Raw genomic sequence first — 22,843 nt, 5'->3', positions numbered from 1 at the left:
GGCTCAGCCGGCCAACACCTCCAGACTGAACCCATGGACGAGCAGGCGCTGGCGGAGCAGTTCCAATGCCTGCAGCTCGCGTCGGCGGGCCGTGCTCAGGCTGACCTCGAGCTGCTCGGCGATCTCCCCCAGCTCCATCGGCTCAGGGCAGCCGATCCCGAACCGCAGCCGGATCACCAGAGCCAGTTCCGGTCCGAGCCGACTCACCTCCCGGCGCAGTTGCTCGTCCAGGATGCGTCGATCGGGGTCGGCCCCGTCCGCTGCGATTGCCGGATGTGCATCGGGGCTGACCAGCTCCAGAGGTGACCGATGTCGCAGGAGCCGCTCCGCCTGCAGGAGGTCGCAGCCGATCAGTTCGGCCACGTCGGCCGCCCGAACCGTCCCGGCGCGCTCCTGGGCACGCTGAGCGAGCAGGCCTCTGAGCTTGCGCAGCGCCAGCGCCTCCGAGACCGGGAGTCCGAGCGCACCCAACCGGGCGGCGGCCAGCGCAGACAGATGCCGCCCGATCCGTCCGGCCGCATAGCTGGTGAACCGGCCGCGGTCGGGATCGAATCGCTGCAAGGCTCCGGCCAGGGCCAGGCAGCCCTCCTGGAACAGATCATCCAGCGGCAGGCCGGAGCGGCGCGCCTCCTGCCCGGCCAGCTTCTGCACCAGCCGCAGGTTCGACAGCAGCAAGTGGTCTCCGGCCGCCCGTCCGGCCCGGACCAACTCGGCCAGTTCCGCCTCGGTGGCCGGCATCGGCCGCTCCCCCGACTCCAGCAGATGGCCGGCCAGGACCCCGGCTTCGACGTGTCGGGCCAGTCGTCGCTCTTCGCTCTCGGTGAGGGGTGGCAGTGCCTGATCTCGTCGCATGCGGCACACTCTGGCCACCCGCGACCAGCAGCGAAACAGCCGCGGTCCGGGTCGGTGCAGCAACAATCGGACAACACCGACTTGTGTGGACAAGCCGCGAAGCGTCGGTCAGGTCGCGGTGGCCTCGGCGAGCAGGTCCCTGCGCTGGCTCTCCATGCCGACCAGGGTGGCGAACATCTTGTTGTAGGCGACCTGGTCGTCCAGCGGGTTGGTGCGCTGCAGCCGTGACTTCAGCTCGGCGATCCGGGCCGACAGCAGCTGCAGCCGCAGCCGGGCGGCGTACTCGCGCGCATAGGCCTCGGTCGGTTCCCGCAACACTGGCTCGACAGCCAGGGTCACGATCAGCTGCTCGAGGACCGGGTCGGGCCGAGCCGCCACGATCCGCGCCGTCCACTGCTCGGGGCCGTCGGCCGCCGCCAGCACCGCTTCGAACAGCGCCCGGTAGGTCGGGTGGCTGAAGTCGTCGGCGACCAAGCCGTTCCAATCGGCAGGGAAGACTTCGGGGGCACGAACGATCAGGCGCAAGGTGCCCCGCTCCGCTTCCAGCCGCCGATCTCGGGGGTCGGGCACCGGCAGGCCCGGTGCCGGCTCGGGGATCAGCGCCTCCTCCTGCTCCGGACGCACAGCCGCCGGGCGTGGACGACGCGAGACAGTCAACTTCACCTCACGACGAACCTCATCGGGATCCATGCCGAGCCATTTGGATAGCTCTCGGACGTAGCCGAGCACCAGGCTCTCGTCCCGGACACTGCTGACCAGCGGCGCCGCCGCCCGCAGCGCACCCAGCCGGCCGTCCACCCGCTCCAGGTCGTAGCCCTCGAGGATGTTGCGCATCACGAACTGGTACAGCGGCACCCGGCGGCCGACCAGCTCCCGGAGCGCAGCATCGCCCTGCTGCATCCGCAGATCGCACGGGTCGAGCCCGGAAGGCTCGACTGCCACATAGGTCTGCGCCAGGAAGTTCTGGTCACCCTTGAACACCTTCAGCGCCGCAGCCTGACCGGCCGCGTCGCCGTCGAAGGTGAAGACAACTTCGCCGCCGGAGACGTCCCCGGTCCCGAGCAGCCGTTGCAGGAGCTTGGCGTGATCGTCGCCGAAGGCCGTGCCACAGGACGCGACCGCGGTGTCCACCCCTGACAGGTGACATGCCATCACATCGGTGTAGCCCTCGACGATCACTGCCTGGCGCTTCTTGGCGATGTTCACCCGGGCCAGATCCAGCCCGTAGAGCACGTTGGACTTCTTGTAGACGATGGTCTCGGGGGTATTCAGATACTTGGCCGGCATCCGGTCGTCATCGAAGATCTTGCGGGCACCGAAGCCCAGCACCGAACCACCGGCATCACGGATCGGCCACAGCACGCGGCCTTGGAAGAAATCCCAGCCGGCCTCGCGGATCAGGCCCGCCTTGACCAGTTCGGCCTCGGTGAAGCCGCGTCCCTTCAGATGGGCGTTCAGGTCGCGTCCACCGAGGGGGGCATAGCCGATCCCGAACTGCTCGGCGGCGGCCTTGTCGAAGCCGCGACCGTCCAGGAAGCGGCGCCCCGGGAGGCCGTCGGCCGCGCTCAGCTGCTCGACGAAGTACTCAGCCGCAGCCCGGTTCGCTTCCAGGACCCGCAGCCGTAGCCCCGGCTCTGGCCGGTTGCCGCCGCCGTCGGCGTAGCGCAGCTGGACGCCGACCCGGTCGGCCAAGAACTCCACGGCCTCGGTGAAGCCGACGTTGTTGATCTTCTGGACGAAGGCGATCACGTCGCCGCCCTCACCGCAGCCGAAGCAGTGGTAGAAGCCCCGAGCCGGGTTCACGTGAAAGGAGGGGGTCTTCTCCTCGTGGAACGGACACAGCCCGGTCAGCGATCCGGCTCCGGCCCGACGCAGCGTGACGTAGCTGGACACGACGTCCTCGATCCGGGAACGCTCGCGAACTGTCGCGAGGTCTTCCTCGTTGATCAGGCCGGCCACGGGCGAAGTCTAGGCCGAAGCACGGACGGATGGGTCGAGGCCGGGCAGCTCATGCGCCGCGCCCGATCCCGCGGGGCAGCCGCTCGGAGGCCCAGCCGAGCCGCTCGGCGGCCATGCTGAAGGCGAACCGATCGGTCATTCCTGCCACATAGCTGACCGCCGCTCGGACCACGGTCTCGGGTTGCCGGTCGGCCGGGGCGAAGTCAGCCGGCAGCTGCGCGGGCTGTTCGGCGAAATACTCCACCAGCGAGTGCAGCACATCGATCACCGCTCGGGCCTGGGCGACCGAGTCGGGGCGGGTGTAGATCTGCTGGTAGTTGAATGCGCGCAGCGCGGCCAGCGCGTCGGCCTGCGCGGCCCGCATGCCGACCTCACCGGTCTCGGCGATGGTCGAGATCACCGCCCGGACGAAGGTGCCGAGCTGCTCGCGACGGGTCCGGCCACAGACCGCACTGATCTGCTCGGGCAGATCGGCCAGGTCGACGATGCCGGCCGAGGCGGCGTCCTCGAGATCGTGGGCACAGTAGGCGATCCGGTCGGCCCAGCTGACGATCTCGCCCTCCACGGACAGCGGAGTGGGCCGCGACCAGGAGTGATTCCGGATTCCGTCCAGGGTCTGGCTGCACAGGTTCAGGCCGGTCAGCACCACATCCGCGCCCCAGGGGCCATGGTCGTAACCCTCGGGCAGGAAGGCGTCGAAGGCCTCTTCAGAAGCATGTCCGCCAGGTCCGTGCCCACAGTCATGGCCCAATGCGATGGCCTCGGTCAGCGCCACGTTCACGCCGACCCCGCGGGCGATCGAGGCAGCCACCTGGGCGACCTCGAGGGCGTGGGTGAGCCGGGTCCGCTGATGGTCGGTCGGGAAGACCACGACCTGGGTCTTGCCGGCCAGCCGGCGGAAGGCGGTCGAGTGGACGATCCGGTCCCGGTCCCGCTCGAAGCAGGTGCGCTCCTGGTCGGGTTCCTCCGGGTCGGCGCGATCGCCGGCGCCGAGGGCGAGGGTGGCTCCGGGCCGCAGGTGCTCGGCCTCCCACGCCTCTCGCTGTTCACGCCAGACCGGCGGACGTTCCGGCAACCGTGCCCCAGGATCGGCATGCGCCCTCACCAGGCCTTCGCCCGGATGTCCGGCCATGGTCTGGGCCCAGGCCACGGTGCGGGCTTGCAGCTCAGGAGAGGCCATGCGTCCATCTTGGCATCCGCCGCCCAACCACCGCATCGCAGCCACATTACCGATTGCTCTGCGCAGCACGGCGACTCCGTTAGGCTCTGTACATGGCACCTGATCAGCCGTCCGACGCGCCCGACCAGCCGAGTTCCGGCACACCGGCACCGCAGGGCGAGTACCCCAGCGCACCGCCGTCCACTCCCGCGCCGAGCAGCCCGGCGCCCACCTCGCAGCCGTCCTGGGGACAGGCCGCCTATGGCCAGCCGGGCGCCTATCCGCAAGCGAACCCCTACCCGGCGCAGACGCCGTACCCACAGCCGGGCCAGTACGTGCCGCCAGCCGGTTACGGGCAGGCGAATGGCTATGGCCAGCCCGCCGCCTACGGTCAACCCAACCCGTACGGCCAGCAGAACCCCTACGGTCAGCCCAACCCGTACGGCCAGCAGAACCGCTACGGTCAGCCCAACCCCTACGGCCAGCCCGCCTACCCAGCGACCTACCCGGCAACGCCGCAGCCGAAGAGCCCGATGCTCGGCATGATCGCCTTCGCGCTGCCAGTGATCGCGATCGTTGTCTCGTTCATTGCGATGCTGCCGCTGCTACCGATCATGCAGGACCTCTTCGTGCAGGCTGCTCGCACCGGCATCAAGCCTGACCAGAACGCCATCACCCAGGCCATCCTCGATCGGAGCCCGATGGTGGGGGTCTGGACCAACCTGGCCTCACTGATCGGCATCGGCGGTCTGGTCACCGGGATCGTCGCCGTGGTCAAGAAGGCCGGACGTGGCTGGGGAATCGCTGCCATCATCCTGGCGGTCCTCGGCCCGGTCATTTTGGGGATCGCCCTCGCCGTGATGCTGGGCAGCTCGCTCGGCTGAGCCGACCGAAGGTGACGTTTGGATAACGGCAGGGAGAAGACTCTTGCTGCATGTTCGTTAGTAAGCTTTACTAACCAACATGCAGCAACCGAGCCGACGCAGCCTTCGCCCTGAGGACACCCGCCGGAGCAACCTGGCACTCGTTCTTCAGGACATCTACGACGGCCCTGCACTCTCCCGCGCCGACCTGGCTCGCAGCACCGGGCTGACCAAGGTCACCGTCTCCGATCTCGTCGCTGAGCTGATGGCCAGCGGGCTCGTCCACGAGGTCGGCACCAGTGCCGACGCCCGTCCGGGCAAGCCGAGCACACTGCTCACTTTCGATCCGGGTTCCCGCGACATCCTGGCCATCGACCTGTCGGCCAAGGACCAACTCCGGGGTGCGATCTTCACCCTCGGCGGCACGCTGGTGTCCCGGATCGATCGGCGCCTCGATGGCGCCGTTGGTGCCGAGGCCCTCGCCGCGGCCCGCGGCCTGGCCAAGGATCTGCTGTCGGCCGCCACCCGCCCGGTGCTCGGGCTGGGCGTGGGCACCCCCGGCACCGTCGACTCCGAGGGACGAGTACTGCGTGCTCCGAACCTGCGCTGGCGCGACCTTGGCCTGCAGGATCTTCTCGCCGCCGAACTGGGCATCCCGGTGCGGGTCCAGAACGATGCCAACGTGGCCGTCCTGGCCGAACGCCGTTTCGCCGGCGGGGCCGACGACCTGATCCGGGTTCACCTGTCTCGCGGCGTCGGCGCCGGCGTCCTGGTCGGCGGCCAACTGGTCAGCGGCGCGGCCAGCGATGCCGGTGAGATCGGCCACGTGGTGATCGACGAGGACGGTGCCGATTGCCCCTGTGGCAAGGTCGGATGCCTGGAGACCTGGATCTCGGTGCCCGCCTTGACCGCCCGCGTCGAGGCCGAACCGGAACGCCGCGATCATGTGCTGGCCGAAGCCGGAACCCGGCTGGGTGCCGCGCTCGCCCCGGTGGTGGGAATGCTCGGTCTGGCGCATGTGGTCGTCGGTGGGCCGTCCGCCCTGATCGACGGCCCGCTGGTGGCCGCCACCCGCGAGACCGTCGCTCACCGCACCCAATCCGACTTCCGTCCCGACCTTGATCTGAAGGTCAGTTCGTTGGGCTCCGACGCCGTGTTGATGGGCGCCGTGGCTTTGGTCCTTTTGTCCGAACTCGGGGTGGCCTGATCCTCCTCGAGCAGTACGTCCGTCTCCGCAGAAACCCGAAAGGAATACCGATGAAGAAGTTGTTCACTGCGATCGCAGCGGCTACCGCCGCCACGGTCGCGCTGACCGGCTGCGCTAGTGGCGGCGCTGCCACCAGCCCGGCCAGCAGCCCGGCGGCACCGGCCAGCTCGGCAGCGAGCCAGAACATCACCTTGTGGCTCGCCGGCGGGGATACTCCCGACGCCCTGCGTACCTACCTCAAGGACACCTACAAGGCAAAGACCGGCGGCACCTTGACCATCGAGGAGCAGTCGTGGGGTGACTTGGTCACCAAGCTCACTGCAGCCCTGCCGGATGCCAACAACACCCCGGACGTGGTCGAGGTCGGGAACACTCAGTCGCCGACCTTCACCAACGTGGGCGCGTTCTCCGATGTCTCCGACCTGTACTCCGAACTCGGCGGTGACAAGCTGCTGCAGTCCTTCGTCGAGGTCGGCAAGGTGGACGGCAAGAACTACACGCTGCCCTACTACTTCGGCTCCCGCTACATGTTCTACCGCAAGGACATCTACAAGGCGGCCGGCGTCGAGGTGCCCAAGACCCTCGACGAGTTCAACGCAGCGGTGAAGACCATCGCCGCCAAGAACCCGAAGAACATCAAGGACTTCTCCGGCTTCTTCATCGGCGGCCAGGACTGGCGCAACGGCATCTCGTGGATCTTCGCCAATGGCGGCGATCTGGCCAAGTTCGAGAACGGTTCGTGGATGTCCACGCTGTCCGACCCGAACTCGATCAAGGGCTTGACCCAGCTTCAGGAGATCCAGAAGGACGCCTCCCGCGCCCCGAAGACCGCCAAGGATCAGTCTCCGTGGCTGTACATCAACGATTCCGACGTGGTCAAGGACGACGCCAAGGACCCGAACAAGGTGACCGCCAAGACCAGCCTGGCCGCAGCCACCATCATGGCGCCGGGTTGGGCGCACTGGTCGATCGGCGACCTGGCCAAGAAGGACGGCAAGGAAGTGCGCAACTGGAACCCCGACAAGTTCGGCGTCTTCGCCCTGCCGGGCAACGACGGCAAGCCGGCTCCGGTGTTCGCCGGCGGCTCCAACATCGGTATCTCGGCCGCGTCGAAGAATCAGGAAGGCTCCCGTGAGCTGCTGAAGATCATCTTCTCCCCCGAATACCAGCAGATGCTGGGCAAGAACGGCCTGGGTCCGGCCAACTCCGACTACACCTCCAGCCTGGGCGACGACGAGTTCGCCAAGGCGCTGATCGAGTCGGCGTCCAACTCCAAGCTGACCCCGGCCGCTCCGGGCTGGGCCGGCGTGGAGGCCTCGGGCAAGCTCGAGGAGTTCTTCGCCAAGATCGCCGACGGTGGCGACGTGGCAGCGCTCGCGGCCGAGTACGACGCGATCCTGACCCCGATGCTGAACCAGAAGTAATCAGCCGACCGTCACACTGAAGACGTCCCTGGGCGGCAAGACCGTCCGCCCAGGGACGTCCCCCCGCCAGGACGTTCCACTCGAAGCCAGAAAGATCCGGCGATGTCAGCAACCAGCTCTGCAACCGCGGCCAACCGGGCCACCGCCCGTCCGCGACGGTTCAGGCCGGCCCCGTATCTGCTCCTGATTCCCAGCGTGGCCGTGCTGCTGTTCGCGCTCGGCTACCCCTTGTACTGGCAGGTCCTTACCTCACTGCAGAAGTTCGGGCTCGCACAGCAGTTCGGCAAGCCGCCCGCCTTCGTCGGGCTGGAGAACTACCGCCAGCTGTTCAGCGATCCGCAGACCTGGGCCGTGGTCGGCCGCTCGATCGCGTTCTGCCTGACCAACGCGATCATCACGGTAGTCCTCGGAGTGCTGATCGCCCTGCTGATGAACGCCGTGGGCAAGGTGGCCCGGCTCATCCTCCAGATCTCCATGCTGCTGGCCTGGGCGATGCCGGTGATCGCGGTGATGACCGTGTGGATCTGGGTCTTCGACTGGCGGCGCGGCCTGGTCAACTGGCTGCTCACCAACCTCGGACTCGACTTCACCAACCACAACTGGCTCGAACAGCCGCTCAGCTTCTACTTCGTGGCCACCGTGATCGTGGTGTGGATGTCGGTCCCCTTCGTGGCGTTCTCGATCTATGCCGGGCTGACCCAGATCTCCGAGGAGATCATGGAGGCGGCCGCGCTGGACGGGGCGGGCAGCGTCAAGCGCTTCTTCGCCATCATCGTGCCGATGATCCGGCCGGTGCTGATGATCGTCGGCCTGCTCCAGGTGATCTGGGACCTGCGAGTCTTCGCCCAGATCCGGATGTTGCAGGACGCCGGCGCACCCACCTCGTCCACCGACCTGCTGGGCACCTACATCTATCGTCTCGGCGTCGGCTCATCGGACTTTGCGATGGCGTCGGCCTTGTCGATCTTCGTCCTGCTGCTGACCCTGGCGCTCAGCGCCTTCTACGTCGTCCACCTGATGAAGGAGGACTCCTGATGAGTCACCCAACGATCCGGCGGCGGTTCCGTCCGGGCCGGGCAGTGCTCAGCGCAGTGGCCATCCTGGTCGCCATGGGCTGGGCCTTCCCGGTGTACTGGATGCTCAACTCCGCCCTGCTGCCCAACTCCGTGCTCACCTCGACCACGCCGCGGTTCTGGCCGTCGGGGGGTTCGCTGGACAACTTCGCGGCCGTGCTCAGCCAGGGCAGCTTCCTGCCGGCGCTGGGGATGAGCGCGGCCATCACGCTGACCACCGTCGCGGTCTGTCTGCTGTTCGCCTTCCTGGCCGCCCTGGCCATCAGCCGGTTCAAGTTCCGCGGACGGACCTCGTTCGTGCTGGCCGTGCTGTTCATCCAGATGCTGCCCGCCGAGGGCCTGTTCATCGCCCAGTACAAGATGATGAGCACCCTCAACCTGCTCAACTCGGTGATCGGCGTCTCGATCATCTACATCGCCGCCGTGGTGCCCTTCACGATCTGGATGCTGCGCGGCTTCGTCGCCGGGGTGCCGGCCGAACTCGAAGAGGCCGCCATGGTCGACGGCTGCAGCCGCACCCAGGCGTTCTTCCGGATCACCTTCCCGCTGCTGGCTCCCGGGCTGGTCGCCTCCGGGGTGTACGCCTTCCTGCAGGCATGGAACGAGTTCACCGTTGCTTTGGTGATCCTGCAGAAGGACGAGTACCGCACGCTACCGCTGTGGCTGCGCGGCTTCGTCCAGGCCAGTGCGACCAGAGAGACGGACTGGGGACAGGTGATGGCGGCGTCCACCCTGGTAGCCGTGCCGGTGATCATCTTCTTCCTGATCGTCCAGGGACGGCTGACCTCGGGTCTGGTCGCCGGGGCAGTGAAGGGCTGAGCAATGACTGACGAGTTGGACCGGGCGATCGCCCGGGTGCTGATGCCTGGCTTCGACGGGCCGCAGCTACCTGCTTGGCTGGAGGCCGAGTTGCGTGGCGGACTCGGGTCGGTGTGCCTGTTCGCCAGCAACGTCGAGAGCACCCAGCAGCTACGGGCCCTGACTGCCTCGATTCACCGAGCCAACCCGTCCGCGCTGGTTGCGATCGACGAAGAGGGCGGGGACGTCACCCGGCTGCACCACGCGGACGGATCGCCGTACGCCGGAGCGGCCTTGCTCGGTCGCCGAGACGACCTCGAGCTGACCAGAATGACCGCCGCAGCCATCGGCACCGAACTGGCAGCTGTCGAGGTCGACCTGAACCTGGCTCCGGTTGCCGATGTGAACTCCAACCCGCTGAACCCGGTGATCGGTGTGCGCAGCTTCGGTGCCGACACCGCACAGGTGTCCGCGCACGTTGCCGCCTACACCAGCGGCCTGCAGAGCAGCGGGGTCGCAGCCTGCGCCAAGCACTTCCCCGGCCACGGAGACACCGCCGCAGACTCTCACAAGGATCTCCCGGTGCTCGACATCACGCTCGACCAACTGCATGAACGGGAGTTGCCACCATTCCGGGCTGCTGTCGCGGCCGGAGTGGCCGCCGTGATGACCTCGCACATCGTCGTCCCTGTGCTGGACCCCGATCGGCCGGCCACCTTGTCGGCACCGATCCTCGGCCTGCTTCGCGATGAGCTCGGCTTCACCGGAGTGATCGTCACCGACGCGCTCGACATGGCCGGGGCCAGTGCCGGACGTGGAATCGCCGAAGCCGCGATCAGCGCCCTGAGCGCGGGTGCGGATCTGCTGTGCATCGGCTCGGGCAACACCGGCGATCAGATCGCCGGGATCCGGGCCGAGCTGCGTGCCGCCGTGGACGCCGGACGCCTGGACCCGGCCCGGCTACTCGACGCCGCTGCACGAACCCAAGCGCTCGGCGAGCGGTGCCGCACAGCGCGCCAGTCCGCCCGGCCCGAGGTTGTCGATCCCCCTCGCCTGGACAGCCGCGGCTTCGCCGTGCGGGGGCCGATCCCGGCCCAGCACGCTCCCCTGCTGCTGCAGCTCCACTCCGCACCGAACATCGCCGCCGGCGAGACGCCGTGGGGCCTGGCCGAGCACCTGGGGTCCATCGATGAGGTGCTGCCCGGCGCGACCTGCGCCAGCGCGTCCGATCTGGACGAGTTGGCTGCGGTTCTCGCCCAATACCCGCGCTCGGAGATCATCGCCCAAGGGCGCGATCTCAACCGGATACCATTCCTGCGCGAGGCGGTCCTGCACCTGCGCCGAACTGGTCGGCCAGTGCTCGTGGTCGAAGAGGGGTGGCCCTCTCCGGGAGCCATCGAGGCTGACGTGGCAACCTTCGGCGCGGGCAGGGCGACGATGCTCGCATTGCTGCACCTCCTGGCGAAGGGAAGCCGATGAGCGGACTGCTGGTAGGCCTGGACATCGGTGGGACGAAGACCCACGCCATCGTTCTCGACCCTGCCGGCCGCCTCGTGTCCGAAGTACGCCGGCCCAGCCGTCCGGGTGCGGACGGCGTGATGGCCACTGCGCGGGAAGCGGTCGCCGCGGTCACCGCATCGGCCGGCTGCTCGCTCGCCGAGGTCGCAGCCGTCGGAGTCGGCATTCCCGGACGCGTGGACCCAGCCACCGGCGTCGTCCACACCGCCGTGAACCTGCACGTGGACGAGCTCCCACTGGGTGCTCTGCTCATGGAACACCTGGGCCTCCCGGTCGCGGTCGAGAACGACGTGAAGGCTGCTGCGTTCGGTGTGGTGAGCCAGCTTCCGGACGCCGCCGGCAACCTGCTCTACCTGAACTTCGGGACCGGTGTCGCCGCCGCCGCGATCCGCGAGGGACGACTGATCCGCGGCCTGGACAATGTGGCCGGCGAGATCGGCCACCTGAGTGTCGACCCACACGGTCAGCAATGCCTGTGCGGGCAGCGCGGCTGCCTGGAGCTGACGGCCGGCGGCGGCCCGCTCAGCCTGCGGCTCGCCGCGCACGGCCTGGAGCTGCCGAGCCTGCTCGAGGTGGCAGCCGACGGCGATCCCCACGCCGGGATCGAGGCGGACCGGCTGCTGACCAGCATGACCACCGCCATCCTGGTGATGGCCCTGGCCCACGGCTCCAGCGTGATCGCACTCAATGGCGGAGTGATCCACAACTGCCGAGGCCTCCTGGAGAGCCTTCGAGCCGAGTTGGCCGGCAGAGCTCGATCATCGGCCTTTCTGGCCTCACTGGAGCTCGGCCCCCGGCTCCACCAGGTCCCTGCCGACAGTCCGGTCGCTGCCGTTGGGGCGGCCCTGATCGGCCAGGAACAGACCCAGGCTCGGCTGCTCGGCGAGTCGCTGTAGCCTCAGCCGCCGGACGCGTCCGACTCGGCCGCGCTGAGGTCGGCGTCACCCAACACCTGGGAGTCCAGCCAGCCGTAGGGCAGGACCACGTGCTCCCTCGGGGTTCCTTGGCGCCCACGGGGGGCGCCCAGATCGACGGCCGGGAATGGCTGATCGGCCTCCAACTGGGCCAGCAGAGCGTCCAGTTCGGCGAAGGAGGACACCATGGCCAGCCCGCGGCGCAGCTCGCCGCCGACTCCGAAGCCCTTGAAGTACCAGGCCATGTGCTTGCGCAGGTCGGTCAGCCCGTGCTTCTCGCCGTACAGTCCGGCCAGCAGTTCGGCGTGGCGACGGACCATGGCGGCCACCTCGCCGAGGGTCGGCAGGGTGCGCTGGTCGGAGCCGGTGAAGGCGTCGGCCAGGTCCCGGAACAGCCAGGGACGGCCCAGGCAGCCGCGACCGACCACCACTCCTGCACAGCCGGTCTGTTCGACCATGGCCAGCGCATCACTGGCCTCCCAGATGTCGCCGTTGCCGAGCACCGGAATGCGGACCGCCTCGACCAGGGCCGTGATGGCGTCCCAGTCGGCATGGCCGGAGTAGGCCTGCTGGACGGTGCGCCCGTGCAAGGCAATGGCCGCACAGCCCGCGTCCTCGGCGATCTTGCCGGCGTCCAGGTAGGTCAGATGATCGGCGTCGATCCCCATCCGGGTCTTCATGGTGACCGGGACGCCGTAGCGATCGGCGGCGGCCACCGTGGCCTTCAGGATGGCGGCCAGCCGGTCCCGCTTCCAGGGCAGCACGCCTCCCCCACCACGCCGGGTCACCTTGGGGACCGGGCAGCCGAAGTTCAAATCGACGTGGTTGACCCCGAACTCCGCGCACAGAATCTCGGTGGCACCGGCGATCACCTTCGGCTCGACGCCATACAGCTGCACCGAGCGGACAGTCTCGTCCGCCCCGAACCGGAGCATGTCGAAGGTCTTGGGGATCCGCTCCACCACGCCCCGCGAGGTGATCATCTCGGCCACATAGAGGCCGGCGCCCTGCTCGCGGCACAGCTGCCGATAGGCCGCATTGGTGATCCCGGCCATGGGAGCGAGCACCACCGGCAGCGGCACCTCCAGAGTGCCGCCCGAGGGCGCGCGCAGAACCAGCGGCTCGGTCATTCCACCTCCCAGCTGAACCCGGTCAGCCTACCTGCGGGCGTCCAGGCGCCCCGCGGCCGCGATTCAGCAGCCCGGCAGCCGAGCGGCCAGGTAGCCACGCAGCTGATCCAGCGCCACCCGCTCCTGGCTCATCGTGTCGCGCTCGCGGACGGTGACTGCCTGATCCTCAAGAGTGTCGAAGTCGATGGTCACGCAGTACGGGGTACCAATCTCGTCCTGGCGGCGGTAACGGCGACCGATCGCCTGGGCATCGTCGAACTCGATGTTCCAGTACTTGCGCAGCTCCGCGGACAGGTCGCGGGCCTTCGGCGAGAGATCGGCGTTACGGGACAGCGGCAGCACGGCCACCTTCACCGGGGACAGCCGCGGATCCAGCTTCAGCACCGTCCGGACGTCCACGCCGCCCTTGGTGTTGGGAGCCTCGTCCTCGGTGTAGGACTCGACCAGGAAGGCCATCAGCGACCGGGTCAGGCCGGCGGCCGGCTCGATCACATAGGGCAGGTAGCGCTCGCCGCTGGCCTGCTCGAAGTAGGTCAGGTCCACCCCGGAGTGCTTGGAGTGGGTGCCCAGGTCGAAGTCGGTGCGGTTGGCGATGCCCTCCAGCTCGCCCCAGCCGTCACCACCGGTGAAGCCGAAGTTGTACTCGATGTCGACGGTCCGCTTGGAGTAGTGGGACAGCTTCTCCTTGGGGTGCTCATAGAGCCGCAGGTTGTCCCGGCTGAGCCCCAGATCGGTGTACCAATCGGTGCGCGCGTCGATCCAGTGCTGGTGCCACTCCTCGTCGGTGCCGGGCTTGACGAAGAACTCCATCTCCATCTGCTCGAACTCGCGGGTCCGGAAGATGAAGTTGCCGGGGGTGATCTCGTTGCGGAAGCTCTTGCCGACCTGGCCGATGCCGAACGGGATCTTCTGCCGGGAGGTGTTCTCGACGTTCTTGTAGTTCACGAAGATGCCCTGGGCGGTCTCCGGACGCAGGTAGTGCAGCCCGGACTCGTCCTCGATCACGCCGAGGTAGGTCTTCAGCATCATGTTGAAGTCGCGGGGCTCGGTGAACTGGCCCAGGTTGCCGCATTCGGGGCAGTTGATCTCGGCCAGGCTCTCGGGCTTGCGGCCCTTCTTGAACTCGAAGGCCTCTTCCAGCTGGTCGGAGCGGAACCGCTTGTGGCAGGACAGGCACTCGGTCAGCGGGTCGGAGAAGACGCCGACGTGGCCGGAGGCAACCCAGACCTGCTTGGGCAAGATGATGGACGAGTCGAGGCCGACCACGTCGTCACGGCCCTGGACGACCGCGCGCCACCACTGGCGCTTGATGTTCTCCTTGAGCTCGACGCCGTAGGGACCGTAGTCCCAGGCCGCCCGGGTTCCGCCGTAGATCTCACCGCAGGGGTAAACAAAGCCCCTGCGCTTGGTCAGGCTGATCACATTCTCCAAGCGGCTGGCCACTGGGCACTCCTCGTCGTCGCGACATGCTGCCCGGCTGGCAGCCGGTCTAGCCTAGCGTCCCACGCGGGCGGTTCAGGCCGACCTGATTGGGCTCGTCGTAGGCGCTGGGCTCGTCGATGGCCAACGAGAGCAGCGGAATCAGCACCAGCTTCGCCTCGGTGCCGTTGAATGCCCTGCGGTAGGAGCCGACATCGGCCCAGCTGCTGACCAGCGCCCACAGCTCGGGCTCGTCCAGGTTCTGCACCACCTCGGCCGACTGGCAGCCCGCCGACGAGCGGAACCTCTCGGCCGCAGCCGTCGCTGCATCCACGAAGCCGCCGACCTCGCTCGGCACCCGGAATCTGCTCACCACCAGCACGGGTCGAGCCTAGCTTGCGGGCCCGGTTTGACCCGAGCCCGCACGATAACTGATAATCATTTTCATGAAGATCACTCAGGGTGCCCGGATCGCCGGGCTGGCCAGCGCCGTGGTTCTCCTCGCCGGGTGCACCACCGGCGCACCGGCCGCCACCACGTCCGCCGCTTCCTCGGGCAGCGCGGCTGCCCCCACCACCACCACGCTGAAGCTCACCGTTGCCGCCTACCCGCTGGAGTTCCTGGCGCAGCGGATCGCTGGCGACTCCGCCACCGTGACCAACCTGACCGCACCGGGCGCCGAGCCGCACGATCTCGAACTCACCGCCAAGCAGATGGCCGACCTGGGTTCCTCCGATGCGCTGATCTACATCGCCGGCTTCCAGGCAGCCGTGGACGACGCCCTCAAGGCCTCCCCGCCGAAGCTGGCCATCGACGCCTCCACCGGCCTGGCGCTGCTTGACCCGGCCGCCGCTGAAGAGGGCGAGGCTCCTAAGCCCGGCGCCCATGACCCGCACATCTGGCTGTCTCCGGCCAACATGATCACGATGGCCAAGACCGTCGACACCGCACTCAGCCAGGCCCATCCCGAACTGGCGACAACCCTGAACGCCAACACCGACAAGCTGGTCGCCGACCTGAAGAACCTCAGTGAGGCCTACACCAGCGGCCTGGCCACCTGCCAGCGCAAGGACTTCGTCACCAGCCACGCAGCCTTCGCCTACCTGGCCCGCGACTACGGCCTGACCCAGATCCCGATCGCCGGTATCGACGCCACCGAGGAGCCCACGGCGGCCCGGATCGCCGAGGTACAGAAGCTGGCCAAGCAGTCCGGGGTGACTACGATCTTCTTCGAGACCCTTGTCTCGCCCGCGGTCGCCAAGTCGATCGCCGGGGACCTGGGGCTGAAGTCGGCGGTACTGGATCCGATCGAGGGCATCACCGCCAACTCGGCCGGCACTAACTACCTTGAAGTGATGCAGTCCAACCTGAAGGCGCTACAGGAGGCGAACGGATGCAGCTAGACCAGCCGGGCTCGGTGATCAGCACCGAGTCACTGCTGGTCGAGTTGGGTGGCTTGCCCATCCTGCGCGAGGTATCAGTGGCGGTCGGCTCGGGAGAGCTGACCGCCCTGATGGGCGGTAACGGCTCGGGCAAGACCACCCTGGTCCGAGCCCTGCTCGGGCTGATTCCCCATCAGCGCGGCACCATCACTCTGTTCGGAACCCCGCTGGAGAGCTTCCGCGATTGGCACCGGGTCGGCTACGTCCCTCAGCGCGGCGCAGTGGTGATCAAGCAGGCCACCGTGCGCGAGGTGGTCTCCTCGGGGCGGCTTGCCCACCGGCGCGCGTTCCGTCCGCTCAGTCCGCGCGATCACGCGCAGATCGAGGCTGCACTCACCGAGGTCGGCCTGCTGGAGCGGGCCAACACACCATTCATCGAGCTCTCCGGCGGCCAGCAGCAGCGGGTTCTGATCGCTCGCGCGCTGGCCACCGAGGCGGAGCTGCTGGTGATGGACGAGCCGTTCGCCGGCGTCGATCTGCGGGTGCAGGACGAACTGGCCGAACTGATCGGACGACTCAACGCCGCCGGCACCACCGTCTTGGTGGTCCTCCACGAGACCGGCGCCCTGGCTCCCCTGCTGACCAACTCGATCGTGCTGCGCGAGGGACGAGTCATCCACACCGGCGCTCCGCCCGAACACCCCGCCCCCCACCACGATTCGCCCGGCCTCACCCGTCCGCGGCTGATGACCGGCATCGGCGAGGGAGTCGCCTGATGGACATCCTGAGCCTCGTCTTCATCCAGCGGGCCCTGATCGCCGCCGTCCTGGCCGGCATCACCTCGCCGGCCATCGGCAGCTACATCGTGCAACGACGGCTGAGCCTCCTCGGCGACGGCCTGGGCCACGTTGCCATCGCCGGGGTCGGCCTGGCCCTGGCCACCGGGACGGCGCCGCTACCGATGGCGGTGATCGTGGCCATCCTCGGCGCGGTCGTGATCGAGTTGCTGCGTGAGTCCGGCAAGGCCAGCGCCGACGTGGCCATGGCCATCCTGTTCTACGGCGGCCTGGCCACCGGCGTCCTGCTGGCCGGGCTGGTCGGCCAGGGCACCGGAAACCTCGGCAACTACCTGTTCGGATCACTGCTCACCGTCAGCCCGGGCGACCTGTGGCTGATCCTCGGCCTGGCCATCCTGGTCCTGGCGGCCGCGATCGGGCTGATGCCGCAACTGTTCGCGGTCTGCACCGATGAGGCCTTCGCCAAGGTGCTGGGACTGCGGGTGCGGGCGTACAACCTGCTGATCGTGATCCTGGCCGCCATCACCGTGACAGTCTCGATGCGCACCGTGGGGCTGTTGATGGTGTCGGCGCTGATGGTGGTTCCGGTCGCCACCGCCAACAACTTGCTGGTCGGCTTCCGACGATCGTTCGCGCTGGCTCTCGGCCTGGGGGTGGTCGCGGCGGTCGGCGGAGTGATCGGGTCCTACTACCTGAACGCAGCCCCCGGCTCGCTGATCGTCGTTCTCACGATCATCGGCTTCATCATCAGCGTCCCGTTGGGCAACTGGCTGCGGTCGCGCCGGGCGGCACCGGTGATCGAGACCGTCGATCCCGAGCCACTGCCTCACGAGGCCACCCAGCCGCACCAGAGCCATGAGCACGGGCCGGGCTGTGGACACCTGGCGCTGACCCATGGCGATCACACCGACTATGTCCACGACGGCCACCGGCACGCCCCCCATGGAGACCACTATGACGAGCACTAACACCCCGCCCCGGCGGACCCGTCAACGAGCCGCCGTCGGCACCATCATGGCCACCCTGGACGAGTTCCGTACCGCCCAGGAAGTCCACGCCATGCTCCGCGAGCGCGACCAGGCGGTCGGGTTGGCCACCGTCTACCGCACCTTGCAGCAGATGGCCGAGTCCGGCCAGGTGGACTGCATCCGGACCCACGACGGCCAGTCGGCCTATCGCGCCTGCTCCACCGGCCATCACCACCACCTGACCTGCCGCTACTGCGGCAAGACCGTCGAGATCACGCCGCCGGACTTCGAAGAGTGGACCCGCCAGGTAGCCCGCGTCCATCAGTTCACCGAGATTCAGCACGAGCTGGAGCTCTTCGGCCGCTGCGCGGCCTGCGCCATCCTCGCCGACTGAGCAGCCGCCCGGGCCGCAGACGCCGGACCGACGAGCCCAGCCTCGGCCGCGTCCGAGCACCCCGGACGCCGCCCCGTAGCCCATCATCGCGGTGGCCTTTCTATCACCGCACCTCGGAATGCAGAATACCCATTTCGCTTACCCAGTTTTCCATTGTGGTGAGCCGCTGCGCGAATGCCGGACTGCATTTTTCCAACGGCGCCGTCTTGGTTCATTCATTGACACTTCTGCGACAACTCTTTCCGGAATGGGCGCGCGACTCCCATGACACCCCCAGGAGCGACGCCGAAACTCGCCGCTGCCAGAATCTCGAACCGTCCCCCTGGCAGCAGTCGCCCCCACCCCCGCGTTGACGGCGGAGAACGGGGCCACCCGGCCCGCCGAGCCGGCACCCGCCGAAGCGGATCCAGATTCCGCGCGCCGATCCGCCGACTCCCGACATTTCTCGTGGATGCGCCTTGAGAACCGCATTCCGGGCCGATGAGGATCGCGCCCAGCCAGCGCTCACAGCATCGAATGCCGTCGGGTGGGGGCTGAATCGACGCAGTGCCGGTCTTCGTACCGCACAAGCGATTAGCTGCGGGCGACGCAGCGGCTATGCGGGCGAGCGGCTTCGCACAATCCAATGCCCCAGCCAAGGCCGGTATCGGCCGCACCTGCCACCGACGAACCGGTTCGACCCTCCGAGTCTGTTGCGACGGCCACCACCAGCTTGGCTGTTAGCACTAACACCGCTGCCAGTGTTTGCGGTCACATCGTTGCAACTCTGTGACCTTCTTGGGCTCTCCATCGCGTTGACGGTCGCGCCGGACGGGTGCAAGCATTGCCGTGTGCAAGCCTCCCGGCAAAGGTTGCCGGGCCGGCCTATTACTAGGTCGTGACTCAAGGATGAGAAGGAGCGCATCTCGAAATGCGACGCTTTGGACTAGCGATCATCAGCATCGTTACCGCACTTACCCTGGCCGCCTGTGGCGGCACCGGTGCCGGCGGCGGGGCAACCCCTGCCGGTAGTGCACCCGCCTCTTCTGCAGCCGCACCCGCTGGGGACACCCTGGTGGGCGTGGCCATGCCGACTCAGACTTCCGAGCGCTGGATCGCTGACGGCAAGGCCGTCAAGGAAGGCCTCGAGAAGGCCGGCTACAAGGTCGACCTGCAGTACGCCAACGACGACATCCCAACTCAGACCCAGCAGATCGACGCCATGATCACCGGTGGCGCCAAGCTGCTGATCATTGCCGCGATCGACGGCACCGCCCTGACCTCGCAGCTGGAGACCGCTGCTTCCAAGGGCATCAAGGTCATCTCCTATGACCGCCTGATCCGCGACAGCCAGAACGTCGACTTCTACGTCAGCTTCGACAACTACAAGGTTGGCGTGGCACAGGCGAACGCTCTGCTGTTCGGCCTCGGCGTGACCGACAAGGACGGCAAGGCCACCGGCAAGGCCGCCAAGGGCCAGGACATCGAGATGTTCGCCGGCTCGCTGGACGACAACAACGCGCACTTCTTCTGGAATGGCGCACAGGACACCCTGAAGCCCTTCATCGCTGACGGCACCCTGGTTGTGAAGTCCAAGCAGACCACCATCGAGCAGGCCGCAACCCTGCGGTGGCTGCAGGAGACCGCTCAGAAGCGCATGGAAGACCTGCTCACCTCCACCTACGGTGGCAAGGGCACTGGCCTGAAGGGCGTTCTGTCGCCGTACGACGGCATCTCCCGCGGCATCATCACCGCTCTCCAGGGTGTTGGCATGGGCCCGTCGATCAAGGATGGCCTGCCGGTTGTTACCGGCCAGGACGCCGAGATCGCGTCGGTCAAGCTGATTGCCGATGGCGTTCAGCAGTCCACCATCTTCAAGGACACCCGCAAGCTCGCGGCCGAGGCCGTCAAGGCTTCGCAGGACTTCCTGAGTGGCAAGACTCCTGAGGCCAACAACACCAAGGATTACAACAACGGCAAGAAGGTCGTCCCGTCCTTCCTGCTCGAGGTCGACACCGTGTACGCCGACAACATTCAGTCCCTGCTGGTCGATTCCGGCTACTGGACCGCTGAAGAGGTCAAGTCCGGCGTCGCTAAGTAAGACGCATCACGGAGGCCGGGGTGGGCTCAGTATCTGCTGAGTCCACCCCGGACGCCCGTCTTCACAAGGAAGAGCGAATGAACCAGATTCTTCAGATGCGTTCGATCACCAAGGAGTTCCCCGGAGTCAAGGCCCTTTCGGACGTGACTTTGACGGTGGACAAGGGTGAAATCCACGCCATCTGCGGCGAGAACGGCGCCGGCAAGTCCACTCTGATGAAGGTGCTCAGCGGCGTGTACCCGCACGGCAGCTACAAGGGTGAGATCTACTTCGAGGGCGAAGAAGTGCGCTTCTCGTCGATCAACGATTCCGAAGCCAAGGGAATCGTCATCATCCACCAGGAACTCGCGCTGGTGCCCTACCTCTCGGTCGCCGAGAACCTCTTCCTCGGCAACGAGGTCAAGGGAATCGGTGGCCTGATCGACTGGAACAAGGCCAACCACGAGGCCGCTCAGCTGATGGCTCGAGTCGGACTCCACGAGAACCCCACCACGCCGGTCTCCCAGCTCGGTGTGGGCAAGCAGCAACTCATCGAGATCGCCAAGGCACTGTCCAAGGACGTGAAGCTGCTGATCCTCGATGAGCCGACTGCGGCGCTGAACGACACCGACTCCGAGCATCTGCTCGAACTGATTCGGCAGCTGAAGGCCGAAGGCATCACCTCGATCGTCATCTCGCACAAGCTGAATGAGATCGCGGCGATCGCCGACAACACCACGATCATCCGCGACGGCCGGACGATCGAGACCATGGACATGTCCGACCCCACGGCCACCCAGGAGCGGATGATCCGCGGCATGGTCGGCCGTGATCTGGAGCACCGCTATCCCGAGCGGACCCCGAGCATCGGAGCCCCGGTCCTCGAAGTGGAGGACTGGACGGTCTATCACCCGACTCAGCCGGGACGGCTGATCATCGACAAGGCGAGCTTCAATGTGCGCGCCGGCGAGGTGGTCGGCATCGCCGGACTGATGGGCGCCGGACGCACCGAGCTGGCCATGAGCCTGTTCGGCCACTCCTACGGTCGCGACATCTCCGGTCAGGTGAAGATGCACGGCAAGGTCGTCGACACCGGGACCGTCTCGTCCGCGATCACTGCGGGAATCGCCTACTGCACCGAGGACCGCAAGCGGTTCGGACTGAACCTTCTCGACGACGTGCGACACAACATCTCCGCAGCCGGCATCTTCAAGCTGGCCAAGAACGGTTGGGTCAACAGCAATGAGGAACTCAAGGTCGCCGAGGACTACCGGGCCAGCTTGAACATCAAGACCCCGACGGTGATGGCCCTGGCCGGAAAGCTCTCCGGCGGCAACCAGCAGAAGGTCGTGCTGAGCAAGTGGCTGTACACCGATCCGGACGTGCTGATTCTCGACGAGCCGACCCGAGGCATCGACGTCGGCGCGAAGTACGAGATCTACACGATCATCAACCGGATGGTGGCCGAGGGTAAGGCGGTCGTGGTGATCTCCTCCGAGCTGCCCGAACTGCTCGGCATCTGCGATCGCATCTACACCATCGCCTACGGACGGATGACCGGTGAGCTGCCGGTGGCTGAGGCCACCCAGCACACGCTGATGGAGCTCATGACCGTGGAGCGCGGAGCCGCGCTTCCGGCCAAGAACGGCAAGAACGTGTTGGCTGAGGCGGCGCGGAGCGGCGCCGAGCAGCCCTCGGATATGGAACTGAAGGGACTCAACTGATGACCGAAACGCTCGCCCCCGCCAAGCCGGCCACGGCTGGCCTCCGGGAGCTTCTGACTCGGAACCTACGCCAGAGCGGCATCGCGATCGCATTCGCGGTGGTGTTCCTGGCAGCCTCGATCGCGAGCCCGAACTTCCTGTCGCCGGGCAACATCAGCAACATCGTCCAGCAGTACTCCTACATCCTCATCCTGGCCATGGGCATGCTGCTGGTCATCGTTGCCGCCCAGATCGACCTGTCGGTCGGCTCGGTGGTCGCGCTGACCGGCGCGGTCGCCGCAGTCGTGGTGATCAAGATGCACATGCCCTGGTACATGGGTGTGCTGGCCGCCCTTCTGGTCGGCCTGCTGGTCGGCGTCTGGCACGGGTTCTGGGTGGCCTTCGTCGGCATCCCGGGCTTCATCGTGACCCTGGGCGGCATGCTCATCTTCCGCGGCCTGACCTACCAGGTGCTCAACTCGATCTCGCTGTCCCCGTTCGGCGGCACCTACTACGAGATCAACAACGGGTTCCAGAACGGCCTGCTCGGTGGCAACGGAATCGACGTCTTCACCCTGCTGGTCTTCGGGATCGGTGCCCTGGTCTTCGCCTATCTGCAGTGGCGGACCCGCCAGGGCCGGCTCGCCTACCAGCAGAGCGTGGAGTCGCTGCCGCTGTTCATCGGCAAGCTGGTTCTGATCGCGGTCGTGGTGATGTGGCTCGGCTTCGAGCTCGCCTCGCACCGTGGCCTGCCCAACGTGCTGGTGCTGGTGCTGGTCCTCTTCGTTGTCTACTCGGTGCTCAGCCAGCGCTCGGTGTTCGGCCGTCACGTCTACGCGATCGGCGGCAACCTCAACGCCGCCCAGCTGTCGGGCGTCCGGGTTCGCCGGATCAACTTCTGGATCTTCGTGAACATGGGCCTGCTCTCGGCAGTGGCCGGCATCGTCTACTCGTCCCGAATGAATGCTGCTCAGCCCGGCGCCGGCAACGGCCTCGAGCTGGACGCCATCGCCGCCTGCTTCATCGGTGGCGCATCGACCACCGGTGGCATCGGACGCGTCGGCGGCGCGATGATCGGCGGTCTGCTGATGGCCGTGATCAGCAACATCATGTCGCTGCTCGGCTGGCAGATGCAGCTGCAGTCGGTCGCCAAGGGCATCGTCCTGCTGCTCGCCGTGGCCTTCGACCTGTGGAACCGGCGTCGTTCCGAGGTCGCTGCCTGAT

The 22,843-nt window shown here is 67.2% G+C and carries 20 protein-coding genes; 14 read left to right on the top strand and 6 right to left on the bottom strand.

The window, feature by feature from the left end:
* Positions 1-3: 3 nt before the first annotated feature.
* From ATK74_RS03560 to ATK74_RS03550, 3 genes are all read right to left on the bottom strand, one after another.
* Positions 4-852: a sigma-70 family RNA polymerase sigma factor gene (locus ATK74_RS03560; RefSeq protein WP_098459752.1), complete on the bottom strand. Its 849-nt coding sequence runs from the start codon at positions 850-852 to the stop codon at positions 4-6.
* A gap of 108 nt (positions 853-960) precedes the next feature.
* Positions 961-2,811, bottom strand: coding sequence for a DNA primase (gene dnaG / locus ATK74_RS03555; protein ID WP_098459751.1), 1,851 nt, complete (start codon positions 2,809-2,811; stop codon positions 961-963).
* Between the two features lie 49 nt (positions 2,812-2,860).
* A complete protein-coding gene (locus ATK74_RS03550; protein ID WP_098461950.1) occupies positions 2,861-3,943 on the bottom strand; it encodes an HD domain-containing protein in 1,083 nt (360 codons plus the stop codon).
* A gap of 140 nt (positions 3,944-4,083) precedes the next feature.
* Here ATK74_RS03550 and ATK74_RS03545 point away from each other — a divergent pair, with 140 nt between their 5' ends.
* The 7 genes from ATK74_RS03545 to ATK74_RS03515 all read left to right on the top strand — a co-directional run bounded on the left by ATK74_RS03545 (position 4,084) and on the right by ATK74_RS03515 (position 11,749).
* Positions 4,084-4,854: a DUF4064 domain-containing protein gene (locus ATK74_RS03545; RefSeq protein ID WP_098459750.1), complete on the top strand. Its 771-nt coding sequence runs from the start codon at positions 4,084-4,086 to the stop codon at positions 4,852-4,854.
* A gap of 79 nt (positions 4,855-4,933) precedes the next feature.
* Positions 4,934-6,040 carry an ROK family transcriptional regulator gene (locus ATK74_RS03540; protein ID WP_098459749.1) on the top strand — a complete coding sequence of 369 codons (1,107 nt, stop codon included), beginning with the start codon at positions 4,934-4,936 and terminating at the stop codon, positions 6,038-6,040.
* A 50-nt stretch (positions 6,041-6,090) separates the two neighbouring features.
* Positions 6,091-7,464 (top strand): extracellular solute-binding protein, encoded by a 1,374-nt coding sequence (locus ATK74_RS03535; RefSeq protein ID WP_098459748.1) that lies wholly within the window; start codon positions 6,091-6,093, stop codon positions 7,462-7,464.
* A 102-nt stretch (positions 7,465-7,566) separates the two neighbouring features.
* On the top strand, positions 7,567-8,499 hold the full coding sequence (locus tag ATK74_RS03530) for a carbohydrate ABC transporter permease (protein WP_098459747.1): 933 nt from the start codon (positions 7,567-7,569) through the stop codon (positions 8,497-8,499).
* Positions 8,499-9,356: a carbohydrate ABC transporter permease gene (locus ATK74_RS03525; RefSeq protein ID WP_098459746.1), complete on the top strand. Its 858-nt coding sequence runs from the start codon at positions 8,499-8,501 to the stop codon at positions 9,354-9,356. Before ATK74_RS03530 ends, ATK74_RS03525 begins: the two co-directional genes overlap by 1 nt.
* Before the next feature lie 3 nt (positions 9,357-9,359).
* Positions 9,360-10,814: a glycoside hydrolase family 3 protein gene (locus ATK74_RS03520; protein WP_098459745.1), complete on the top strand. Its 1,455-nt coding sequence runs from the start codon at positions 9,360-9,362 to the stop codon at positions 10,812-10,814.
* Positions 10,811-11,749, top strand: coding sequence for an ROK family protein (locus ATK74_RS03515; protein ID WP_098459744.1), 939 nt, complete (start codon positions 10,811-10,813; stop codon positions 11,747-11,749). The genes ATK74_RS03520 and ATK74_RS03515 overlap by 4 nt, the downstream gene beginning before the upstream one ends.
* A 2-nt stretch (positions 11,750-11,751) precedes the next feature.
* On the opposite strand, the gene dusB is transcribed toward ATK74_RS03515, so the two are convergent.
* The 3 genes from dusB to ATK74_RS03500 all read right to left on the bottom strand — a co-directional run bounded on the left by dusB (position 11,752) and on the right by ATK74_RS03500 (position 14,698).
* On the bottom strand, positions 11,752-12,897 hold the full coding sequence (gene dusB, locus ATK74_RS03510) for a tRNA dihydrouridine synthase DusB (protein ID WP_098459743.1): 1,146 nt from the start codon (positions 12,895-12,897) through the stop codon (positions 11,752-11,754).
* Between the two features lie 63 nt (positions 12,898-12,960).
* Positions 12,961-14,340 carry a glycine--tRNA ligase gene (locus ATK74_RS03505; RefSeq protein WP_098459742.1) on the bottom strand — a complete coding sequence of 460 codons (1,380 nt, stop codon included), beginning with the start codon at positions 14,338-14,340 and terminating at the stop codon, positions 12,961-12,963.
* A gap of 46 nt (positions 14,341-14,386) precedes the next feature.
* Positions 14,387-14,698 carry an antibiotic biosynthesis monooxygenase family protein gene (locus ATK74_RS03500; RefSeq protein WP_098459741.1) on the bottom strand — a complete coding sequence of 104 codons (312 nt, stop codon included), beginning with the start codon at positions 14,696-14,698 and terminating at the stop codon, positions 14,387-14,389.
* Between the two features lie 64 nt (positions 14,699-14,762).
* Here ATK74_RS03500 and ATK74_RS03495 point away from each other — a divergent pair, with 64 nt between their 5' ends.
* The 7 genes from ATK74_RS03495 to mmsB all read left to right on the top strand — a co-directional run bounded on the left by ATK74_RS03495 (position 14,763) and on the right by mmsB (position 22,842).
* A complete protein-coding gene (locus ATK74_RS03495; protein ID WP_098459740.1) occupies positions 14,763-15,719 on the top strand; it encodes a metal ABC transporter substrate-binding protein in 957 nt (318 codons plus the stop codon).
* Entirely contained in the window at positions 15,710-16,474 is a 765-nt protein-coding gene (locus ATK74_RS03490; protein ID WP_211283268.1) for a metal ABC transporter ATP-binding protein, read from the top strand. Before ATK74_RS03495 ends, ATK74_RS03490 begins: the two co-directional genes overlap by 10 nt.
* Positions 16,474-17,463, top strand: a complete 990-nt coding sequence (locus ATK74_RS03485) for a metal ABC transporter permease (protein ID WP_098459739.1) — start codon at positions 16,474-16,476, stop codon at positions 17,461-17,463. Before ATK74_RS03490 ends, ATK74_RS03485 begins: the two co-directional genes overlap by 1 nt.
* On the top strand, positions 17,450-17,857 hold the full coding sequence (locus ATK74_RS03480) for a Fur family transcriptional regulator (protein WP_098459738.1): 408 nt from the start codon (positions 17,450-17,452) through the stop codon (positions 17,855-17,857). Before ATK74_RS03485 ends, ATK74_RS03480 begins: the two co-directional genes overlap by 14 nt.
* A gap of 910 nt (positions 17,858-18,767) precedes the next feature.
* The gene (gene chvE / locus ATK74_RS03475) at positions 18,768-19,937 is read left to right on the top strand and encodes a multiple monosaccharide ABC transporter substrate-binding protein (RefSeq protein ID WP_098459737.1); all 1,170 of its coding nucleotides are present in this window, start codon (positions 18,768-18,770) and stop codon (positions 19,935-19,937) included.
* 77 nt (positions 19,938-20,014) lie between these two features.
* The gene (mmsA, locus tag ATK74_RS03470; protein WP_098459736.1) at positions 20,015-21,640 is read left to right on the top strand and encodes a multiple monosaccharide ABC transporter ATP-binding protein; all 1,626 of its coding nucleotides are present in this window, start codon (positions 20,015-20,017) and stop codon (positions 21,638-21,640) included.
* On the top strand, positions 21,640-22,842 hold the full coding sequence (gene mmsB / locus ATK74_RS03465) for a multiple monosaccharide ABC transporter permease (RefSeq protein ID WP_098459735.1): 1,203 nt from the start codon (positions 21,640-21,642) through the stop codon (positions 22,840-22,842). Before mmsA ends, mmsB begins: the two co-directional genes overlap by 1 nt.
* The last annotated feature ends 1 nt before the right edge of the window (position 22,843 follow it).

It is taken from the genome of Propionicimonas paludicola (assembly GCF_002563675.1).
Lineage (GTDB): Bacteria > Actinomycetota > Actinomycetes > Propionibacteriales > Propionibacteriaceae > Propionicimonas > Propionicimonas paludicola.
The sequence above is the reverse complement of the archived record's forward strand: the minus strand, read 5'-3'. Positions and strand labels throughout refer to the sequence as shown.

Coding starts and splice junctions, on each gene's coding strand:
- ATK74_RS03550 (WP_098461950.1), bottom strand. CDS start 3,943: ATGGCCGGACATCCGGGCGAAGGCCTGGTGAGGGCGCATGCCGATCCT.
- ATK74_RS03520 (WP_098459745.1), top strand. CDS start 9,360: ATGACTGACGAGTTGGACCGGGCGATCGCCCGGGTGCTGATGCCTGGC.
- ATK74_RS03530 (WP_098459747.1), top strand. CDS start 7,567: ATGTCAGCAACCAGCTCTGCAACCGCGGCCAACCGGGCCACCGCCCGT.
- ATK74_RS03560 (WP_098459752.1), bottom strand. CDS start 852: ATGCGACGAGATCAGGCACTGCCACCCCTCACCGAGAGCGAAGAGCGA.
- ATK74_RS03485 (WP_098459739.1), top strand. CDS start 16,474: ATGGACATCCTGAGCCTCGTCTTCATCCAGCGGGCCCTGATCGCCGCC.
- ATK74_RS03535 (WP_098459748.1), top strand. CDS start 6,091: ATGAAGAAGTTGTTCACTGCGATCGCAGCGGCTACCGCCGCCACGGTC.
- ATK74_RS03545 (WP_098459750.1), top strand. CDS start 4,084: ATGGCACCTGATCAGCCGTCCGACGCGCCCGACCAGCCGAGTTCCGGC.
- ATK74_RS03480 (WP_098459738.1), top strand. CDS start 17,450: ATGACGAGCACTAACACCCCGCCCCGGCGGACCCGTCAACGAGCCGCC.
- mmsA (WP_098459736.1), top strand. CDS start 20,015: ATGAACCAGATTCTTCAGATGCGTTCGATCACCAAGGAGTTCCCCGGA.
- mmsB (WP_098459735.1), top strand. CDS start 21,640: ATGACCGAAACGCTCGCCCCCGCCAAGCCGGCCACGGCTGGCCTCCGG.
- chvE (WP_098459737.1), top strand. CDS start 18,768: ATGCGACGCTTTGGACTAGCGATCATCAGCATCGTTACCGCACTTACC.
- ATK74_RS03490 (WP_211283268.1), top strand. CDS start 15,710: ATGCAGCTAGACCAGCCGGGCTCGGTGATCAGCACCGAGTCACTGCTG.
- ATK74_RS03495 (WP_098459740.1), top strand. CDS start 14,763: ATGAAGATCACTCAGGGTGCCCGGATCGCCGGGCTGGCCAGCGCCGTG.
- ATK74_RS03515 (WP_098459744.1), top strand. CDS start 10,811: ATGAGCGGACTGCTGGTAGGCCTGGACATCGGTGGGACGAAGACCCAC.
- ATK74_RS03525 (WP_098459746.1), top strand. CDS start 8,499: ATGAGTCACCCAACGATCCGGCGGCGGTTCCGTCCGGGCCGGGCAGTG.
- ATK74_RS03540 (WP_098459749.1), top strand. CDS start 4,934: ATGCAGCAACCGAGCCGACGCAGCCTTCGCCCTGAGGACACCCGCCGG.
- dusB (WP_098459743.1), bottom strand. CDS start 12,897: ATGACCGAGCCGCTGGTTCTGCGCGCGCCCTCGGGCGGCACTCTGGAG.